We start from the raw sequence: 5,306 nt of genomic DNA, 5'->3' as shown, positions 1-5,306 counted from the left end.
AGTCAACAGTCAACAGTCAACAGTCAACAGTCAACAGTCAACAGTCAACAGTCAACAGTCAACAGTCAACAGTTAACTATTAGCAGTTTTCGACAAACCGGGACAGAACCACTGAGGTTTCCGCAATGCTGGAAAGCTCAATACTACGAACAGCAGAGTGCGGCTGCAAGTGAGCGCCGTAAACATACTCACTCCCACCCCCAATGCCAGAGTTACAGCAAACCCTTTAACTAAACCAGCGCCCAACCAGAACAAAGCAGCACAAGCAATAACTGTTGTGACGTTACCGTCTAAAATGCTGGAAAAAGCGCGGTAAAAACCAGATTCGACCGATCGATAAAGCGATTTCCCCGCCCGCAACTCTTCCCGCGTGCGTTCAAAAATCAGCACGTTAGCATCCACAGCCATCCCGATGCTGAGCACAAAACCAGCTATTCCCGGCAGCGTTAATGTCACTCCCAAAAGCACGAAAGCTGCCCAAGTTAATAGAGCATAAATTAACAGCGCAATATTGGCAATTACGCCGGGGAGTCGATAGTAGGCAACCATGAAAATCAAGACTAAAACTAAGCCGCCGATACCTGCGTTAATACTGCTTTGAATGCTGTCTTTACCCAAGCTAGCGCCGATGGTGCGGTTTTCTACAATTTCGACCGGCACAGGCAAAGCGCCGCCCCGCAATTGCACTGCTAAATCGTTGGCTTCTTGCGTTGTAAAGTTGCCTTGAATTACGGCACTCCCACCAGTAATTCCTGTTTGGGCAAATTCCACGCCGACGACTGGAGAACTGATCATTCTTTCGTCTAGGAAAATACCGATACTGCGTCCGGTACCGGCTAAATTTTTAGTGAGTTGGGCAAAGAGTTCGCCTCCTTTGGTATCGAAAACAAGAGCAACGTTCCAGTTCTTCCCAGCCGCCAAGGGTTGAGGTTGAGCGTCTTTGAGGTTTTCCCCACCGAGGCCGCTGCTTTTGAAGAGTTTGGCAATCGCCTCATTGCTTCTTTTCAAAGCAGCCTGATTTTCTTTAATTGCTGCCTCATTGTTGCTAGTTTTCAATGCTGTTTGTTTGACCAGCAATTCCTGCTGCAACTGCCTTTCAATGCCTAATTGTGCTTCTGTTCCGGGCAGTTGTTCCAGAAATTCTAGCTTGGCCGTGCCGCCCAAAACTCGTTCTGCTTGCTGCGGGTCATTTACTCCGGGCAACTGCACGAGAATTTGGTCTTCTCCTACTGTTTGGACTAATGCTTCGGAAACACCCAAACCGTTGACGCGGTTTTCGACAATCCGCCGCACTGCTTCTAACATTCCCTGGTCAATTTTGGGAATTGTGGGGGTAGTTTTTACCTGAATTGTGAGTTGCGACCCTCCTTGCAAGTCTAATCCCAGCCGCGTCGGAATTGTTACTATTACAGTAATGGCGGCGATGATTAAAACAAAAATTAGGGCTAATATGGAACGTTGTTTTTGCATATTTAATTATTAGTCATTGGTCAGTTGGCAGTTGTCAGTTGGCAGTTGTCAGTTGGCAGATTTTAGTCATCAGTCATCAGTCATCAGTCATCAGTCAACAGTCAACAGTCAACAGTCAACAGTCAACAGTCAACCAATGACTACTGACTAATCACTATTTATACTCGCAAAGCTACCATTTTTTGGACTGCCTCGACAATTTGATTGGGCTGGACAATGGTCAGTCTTTCCAAATTGCCGTTGTAAGGTGTGGGAATATCTTGTGAAGACAGGCGCAAAACCGGTGCGTCGAGTTCGTCAAAAAATCGATCGCTAATCGAAGCAATTAGTTCGGCACCGATGCCTCCTGTTTTCATGCACTCCTCTACAATAATTACTTTGTGAGTTTTGCGAATGGATGCGCCGATGGTCTCCATGTCCAGGGGTTTGAGAGAAATTAGGTCGATTACTTCTGGATCGTAACCTTCTTTTACCAGGGCGGGGACGGCTTGCATGACGTGGTGTCGCATCCTTGAATATGTCACGATTGTGACATCTTTGCCCGATCGCACAATTTCTGCTTTGTCCAGCGGCACTAAATATTCTGTTTCTGGCAAATTTTCTTTGAGGTTGTAAAGAAGAACGTGCTCGAAAAACAGAACGGGGTTATCGTCGCGGATGGCTGATTTTAAAAGTCCTTTGGCGTTGTAGGGAGTCGAACAGGCGACTATTTTCAAACCCGGTACTGCTTGGAAATATGCTTCTAACCGCTGGGAGTGTTCCGCGCCGAGTTGCCGGCCCACGCCGCCGGGCCCACGAATTACCATTGGCATTTTGAAGTTGCCGCCGGATGTGTAGCGCAGCATTCCGGCATTGTTGGAAATTTGGTTGAATGCCAGCAGCAAAAAGCCCATGTTCATGCCTTCGATGACCGGCCGCAGTCCCGTCATTGCTGCGCCTACTGCCATGCCTGTAAAGCTATTTTCGGCGATCGGGGTGTCGAGCACTCTAAGTTCGCCGTATTTGTTGTAGAGGTCTTTGGTGACTTTGTAGGAACCGCCGTATTGACCTACGTCTTCGCCGAGTACGAATACGGCGGAGTCGCGGGCCATTTCTTCGTCTAACGCCTCGCGGAGGGCGTTGAACAATAAGGTTTCTGCCATAGGAGGTTAAGCAATGATTGCAGGAGGGTCAGACTAGAATCTTAACCTTTTGGGGGTGTCGATCTAGGAGTCGATCGCAAATTCGGCAGTTAAGACTTAAGATTTTGCCAATCTTTATCATAACATTTGTATTATGTCAATGAATATTTAAGTTAAAATAATACTAACTTGCCTGCCCACAGCAGAGGAATATTATGATCCAGACAAAAACTCAACTAACTCTGGAAGAGTTTTTCGCTCTTCCCGAAGGAGAAGGCGATATTACCTACGAACTTATTGACGAGCAAGCAGTACCGAAGATGTCACCTAAAAAATTTCATTCTCGCCTCACCCGAAGCCTACTAAAAATCCTCGAACAGTGGGGTGAGGAACGGGGAGAAATTGGTGTAGAATGGGGGGTCAGATTAACCAGACTGGGGCGAGACTGGGTGCCAGTACCCGATCTTTTGTATGTTTCTTACGAACGCTTATCTCCTGACTGGAATCAAGATGAAACCTGTCCAGTCGTCCCCGAATTAGTCATAGAAATTATTTCACCAGAACAAACTTTTGGTCAGTTAGCTGCTAAAGCGAGAGATTATTTAGATGCTAAGGTATTGCGGGTTTGGATAGTAGATAGCAAGGCGAGAAGCATTACAGTTTTTTACCCCGATGCAGCACCGCAGACTTATAGGGGAGATACGCTATTAACAGATCCACTTTTTGATGGATTAGAATTTACGGCCTCACAGCTATTTCAAATGGCAAAAATACCATAAACTTTTTTTAGGATGAGTGTATGGTAGTGGACAAGCTATTGCATATTTAAATCAACATTGTCAATGATGGGCATTCGATGTCGCAATTTTAAACCTAGAAAAATCCAGTCTTCCAAAGTTGAGCGCAACTCATTTTGACACTCTTTTAAAGTTGAACCAAAGGCGATGACTCCCTTGCAAACAGGAATTTTCCCAACAAAGCTACGATCTTCAAGTTTGTCATACATAGCCTCATCCATTGCTTTGTCAACGTATTCGCTCAGAATGAATTTTACAGCCATTGAGTTTCCTTTTGCTTGTCGAGTATTGGAATCTCCTTCACAGTTACATCCATTATATTTGTTTTTGTCAAGTTCCGGCATTTAGATTTCCGAAAAATGTTTTTGCAATAAATCGTGGATAAATCGATAACGCCGATCGCCTGTTTTTTGCAGCAACAAGCGATCGGTGGCAGCATCGAGAAAACGCCTGTAATCCCAAGGAATGTAGCCCTTCGACCACAGTACGAGGTGCAATATAAACCTTTCAATCCCCGGAATTCCCGGCAACAAAGCACTAATTACCGCAGCAACAGCACCGGCAATTAATCCCCAAATCGACCCTGAGACTAGGGTGGCAATTAATCCTAAAATCACCCAAATCAGCCCACCAACCAGCTTAACTCCAAACTGATACTTGCGCCGTTGCTCCTCTGTTTGCAGCCAGCTAGAGGGTATGCGATCGAGGTAAAATTCTTGAATTCCTTGCTCTTCCATCCTTCTGGCCAACCATCCCAGCCAGTGGCGAATTTGTTCGGGCCGCAGTTCCTTACCTCTGGGATACTGCTTGACTTCGCCGGTGATTTGGTGGCGAATATAGGCAGTTAACAGATATTTGCGCTGTTCTTCTGCGGAAGTAATGCGCTTCCAAGCTTCAATTAAAATATCGTCGTAAGCCAGAGCCATCATGCTCAAAAGCAAGGGAACTTTTGCCAATTTCAACAACTCCGGCTCATGCTCAATGCTGTACCAAAGTTCGCGGCTTCGGGCTTCTAGCAGATAATTTTGAATTTTAGTTTCTGTTAAAGGTTTCAATAAAACCGCTGCTTGCAGGCGAAATCGACTTTCGCAGTTTTTGTAAGCATCAAAACTGCTGCAAGCTACTAAATGTTTGGGTTTAAATTCGCTTTCAACAAATTGATTTATTGCTTGAATGCAGATATTTTGGCGGTGGGTTTCTACTTCGTCCAAGCCGTCGAGTAGAGGCAGCAATTTTTGTTCGGCAAGCCATTTTTTGCCTACAGCAGGAGAGATGCTGTATTTAAACTGAAGTTGAGCAATTAACCAATCTGCGATCGCCCCGGATTCTGCTTTCCACGATCCGAGTTCAAACAGCACTGGTACTGGAAAACTAGCATCTTTTTGGGCGCGGTAAACTAACACACGAGCTAATTCTAGCAGCGTCGTAGTTTTGCCTGCACCCGTCGCTCCCAAAATTACCAATTTGCCACCGGTGCGATCGAACACTTTGGCAATGCTTGCTTTGGGAGGAAGCCGAAAACTCGGACGGTTGCCCGCTTTCACTTCCACATCCCAACAGCGGTTAACACCAACAGGCGACGAGTCTTGGCTGAGGTTAGCCAGCACAGCAGCGTGCAAAGACTGCGCCAGGCCTGCTTGGACTTCCTGCTTCACCTCCTCCAACAATCGATCGCGAGGCGGTTGTAATCTCAGAGGAATCAATTTTGACATTTTATGTACCTCGCGCTGAACGCTGACCTTCGCAAATTTGCGCGCCAATAACCCAGAGCAAGATTACCATCACTACAGGCGTCCAGTATATATTGACTCAAATTATTGCGACAATTATGGATCTGAAATTTTTAGGACTCACGCATTGACAAAATAACCAAACAATGCAGTGATAAATATGGGTCGTCTAACTTTTTAGGTATCGG

Annotated in this window: 5 protein-coding genes; 1 reads left to right on the top strand and 4 read right to left on the bottom strand. The window is 45.9% G+C overall.

All coding sequences use genetic code 11. The features are described from left to right. Positions 1-72 precede the first annotated feature (72 nt). Positions 73-1,470, bottom strand: a complete 1,398-nt coding sequence (gene secD, locus QUA16_RS35535; RefSeq protein WP_333109432.1) for a protein translocase subunit SecD — start codon at positions 1,468-1,470, stop codon at positions 73-75. A 158-nt stretch (positions 1,471-1,628) separates the two neighbouring features. Beyond that, on the bottom strand, positions 1,629-2,612 hold the full coding sequence (locus QUA16_RS35530; protein WP_333109434.1) for an alpha-ketoacid dehydrogenase subunit beta: 984 nt from the start codon (positions 2,610-2,612) through the stop codon (positions 1,629-1,631). A gap of 194 nt (positions 2,613-2,806) precedes the next feature. Between QUA16_RS35530 and QUA16_RS35525 the strand changes: the two genes are divergently transcribed. Continuing rightward, positions 2,807-3,370 carry a Uma2 family endonuclease gene (locus QUA16_RS35525; RefSeq protein ID WP_333109436.1) on the top strand — a complete coding sequence of 188 codons (564 nt, stop codon included), beginning with the start codon at positions 2,807-2,809 and terminating at the stop codon, positions 3,368-3,370. 35 nt (positions 3,371-3,405) lie between these two features. Here the strand turns inward: QUA16_RS35525 and QUA16_RS35520 are convergent, their stop codons facing one another. Next, positions 3,406-3,732: a hypothetical protein gene (locus tag QUA16_RS35520; protein ID WP_333109438.1), complete on the bottom strand. Its 327-nt coding sequence runs from the start codon at positions 3,730-3,732 to the stop codon at positions 3,406-3,408. Continuing rightward, positions 3,733-5,100, bottom strand: coding sequence for an NACHT domain-containing protein (locus QUA16_RS35515; RefSeq protein WP_333109440.1), 1,368 nt, complete (start codon positions 5,098-5,100; stop codon positions 3,733-3,735). It abuts the gene before it with no gap. Positions 5,101-5,306 lie beyond the last annotated feature (206 nt).

It is taken from the genome of Microcoleus sp. S13_C3, from assembly GCF_036700905.1.
Lineage (GTDB): Bacteria > Cyanobacteriota > Cyanobacteriia > Cyanobacteriales > Microcoleaceae > Microcoleus.
This window is presented reverse-complemented; position numbering and strand designations above follow the sequence as displayed.